The following is a 2,372-nucleotide window of genomic DNA, read 5'->3' on the forward strand; positions in this document are numbered from 1 at the left end:
CTCGGGCGGGGATGCCGCGCTCGCCGGGGCCGCTCAGTGAGACGTCGCGGGGGTCTCCGCCGCCGGCAGGGCGTGGCCGGTCACCGTGCGCGCGTACGCGAGCACGAGTTCGACGGCGGCGCGACGATCGATCGCCCCGTGCCCGGCGACGATCCGGTAGCCGTAGGCATCCTCCAGCGCGACGATGTTCCGCGCCGCCGCCAGCATCGAACCCTCCGGCGAGAAGACGCCGCGCGCGCGACCCTGCTCCAGGACGACCTGGTAGAGGCTGACCTGTCGGTCGTACAGCGAGGTGAGCAGGGTAGCGGCGAGCACGTTGGATCCTGCCGCTCCCCCCAGCTGGCAGAAGAGCCGCACCTCGACGTCGTCACCGTCGACGGGCAGCCCGGCTTCGATCATGCGCACCAGGCGCAGGGCGGGGTCGTCGTCGAGCGCTTCGAGCATCCGCGCCCGCTCCTCCGAGAAGCGGTGCATGCTCAGGTTGATCGCTTCGAGCACCAGTTCTTCGATGTCCGGGTAGTAGTAGAGCACGGCGCCGGACGTGAGCCCGGCCTCGCTCGCGATGCGCGAGAGCTTGGCGCCGTTGAGGCCGTACTGCGCGATGACGCGCTGGGCGGCGCGCGCCAGCTGCTGCCGGCGTTCGCCCTGCCGCTTCGGTCTGGCCATGTTCCTCCGCCTCGCTGCGCGTGCCGCCGGCTTCTGCGCCGACCACATCCGCGTGCGGTGCTCTCGCGGTGCTCCTGCCGGCGCTATCGCCGCTTCCGAACCCGCGATTCCCACCACGATTCGCTGAATGCGTGTTCACAGTCTACGGAACAGCTCAACGATCGACTACGCGAATCCTGCATCGATTCCCTGAATACCGCCGCGAGAAACCTGCGACGCACCCACCGAGAAAGGACCAGTCCATGAGCGAGACGAAGACGTTCCTCTTCATGCCAGAGAGCGCCTACGGCCCGACGAACAACTGCATCGGGATCGGGCACCGCCTGCTCGCCCGCGGGCACCGCGTCGTGTTCGCCGCCGAGGCGTCCTGGGCGGGAAAGCTCGAGGCGCTCGGTTTCGAGGAGGACCTGGTCGACCTCGCGCCGCCGCCCGAGGGTGGTGACGGCGAGGAGCAGGATGCCGGCCAGTTCTGGAAGGACTACATCCGCGAGGTCGCACCCGAGTTCCGCAAGTCCACCGCCGAGCAGCTCGACACCGTGACGAAGCCGATCTGGGAGGCCTTGATCGAGGGCGCGCGGTATTGCGAGCCCCAGCTGAAGGAGATCATCGCGCGCGTGCAGCCCGACGTGATCGTCGAGGACAACGTGCTGACCTTCCCGGCGCTGACGACGGCCGGCGTGCCCTTCGTCCGACTGGTCTCGTGCAACCCGCTCGAGGTGCCGGGGCCGGGAATCGCGCCGGTCTTCTCGGGACTGGGCGAGCACGAGACCGAAGCGTGGAGCGACTTCCGCGAGGAGTACCGTCGTACGCACGGCGACATGTGGCGCGAGTTCGACGCCTGGGTGCAGGAGCAGGGGGCTGCCCCGCTGCCCGAACTCGAGTTCATCCACGAGGGCGCGGTCAACATCTACGTGTACCCCGAGGCGCTCGACTACGTCGACGCACGGCCCCTCGGCGCCTCCTGGCATCGTGTCGAATCGTCGGTGCGCCAGACCGAGACCCCTGCCGAGCTCCCTGAGGGCTTCACCGACGGCGCCCGCCCCCTCGTCTACTTCTCGCTCGGTTCGCTCGGCAGCGCCGACGTATCGCTCATGCGCCGGGTGATCGCCGCGCTCGCCGAGATGCCGATCAACGTGATCGTCTCGAAGGGGCCGCTGCACGACGAGATCGAGCTGGCCGACAACATGTGGGGGGCGGAGTTCCTGCCGCAGACCACGCTGCTGCCGCTCGCCAACCTCGTCATCACGCACGGCGGCAACAACACCGTGACGGAGGCGATGCACTTCGGCAAGCCGATGATCGTGCTCCCCCTCTTCTGGGACCAGTACGACAACGCGCAGCGCGTGCACGAGCGCGGCTTCGGGCGACGCCTCCCGACATACGACTTCACTCCCGAGGAGCTGCGCGCGACCGTCACCGGGCTGCTGGCAGACGACGAGCTGCGGGATCGCCTGAGCGCGATCGGCGAGTCGATCCGCGCAGCCGACGGGCTGCATCGCGCGGCCGACCTCATCGAGGCGGCGGCGAGATGAGCGGCGACGGTACGGGTATCGACCGCGCCGACGCCGGTGGTGCCGACGCGGAGCCGATCCTCGGCACCTTCGTCGGCGGCGAGCGCTTCGCCGGCGGCGCGGCGCACGAGCTGGTGAACCCCGCGACGAACGAGGTCTTCGGGAGAATCGCGCAGTCGAGCGTCGCCGATGTGG

General features: G+C 69.4%; 2 protein-coding genes. One reads left to right on the forward strand and one right to left on the reverse strand.

The annotated features are described in order from the left end of the window. Positions 1-33 precede the first annotated feature (33 nt). The gene (locus tag ACFPZL_RS12350; protein WP_218114570.1) at positions 34-666 is read right to left on the reverse strand and encodes a TetR/AcrR family transcriptional regulator; all 633 of its coding nucleotides are present in this window, start codon (positions 664-666) and stop codon (positions 34-36) included. A gap of 242 nt (positions 667-908) precedes the next feature. On the opposite strand from ACFPZL_RS12350, the gene ACFPZL_RS12355 reads away from it, so the two are divergent. Continuing rightward, complete coding sequence (locus tag ACFPZL_RS12355; RefSeq protein WP_218114569.1) at positions 909-2,198, forward strand: glycosyltransferase; 1,290 nt, start codon at positions 909-911, stop codon at positions 2,196-2,198. The last annotated feature ends 174 nt before the right edge of the window (positions 2,199-2,372 follow it).

This window comes from Leucobacter soli (genome assembly GCF_042659205.1).
GTDB classification, from domain to species: domain Bacteria; phylum Actinomycetota; class Actinomycetes; order Actinomycetales; family Microbacteriaceae; genus Leucobacter; species Leucobacter soli.

What these genes read in the sequence shown, in the direction of transcription:
- ACFPZL_RS12350 (WP_218114570.1), bottom strand. Translation starts at nt 666, where the DNA reads ATGGCCAGACCGAAGCGGCAGGGCGAACGCCGGCAGCAGCTGGCGCGC.
- ACFPZL_RS12355 (WP_218114569.1), top strand. Translation starts at nt 909, where the DNA reads ATGAGCGAGACGAAGACGTTCCTCTTCATGCCAGAGAGCGCCTACGGC.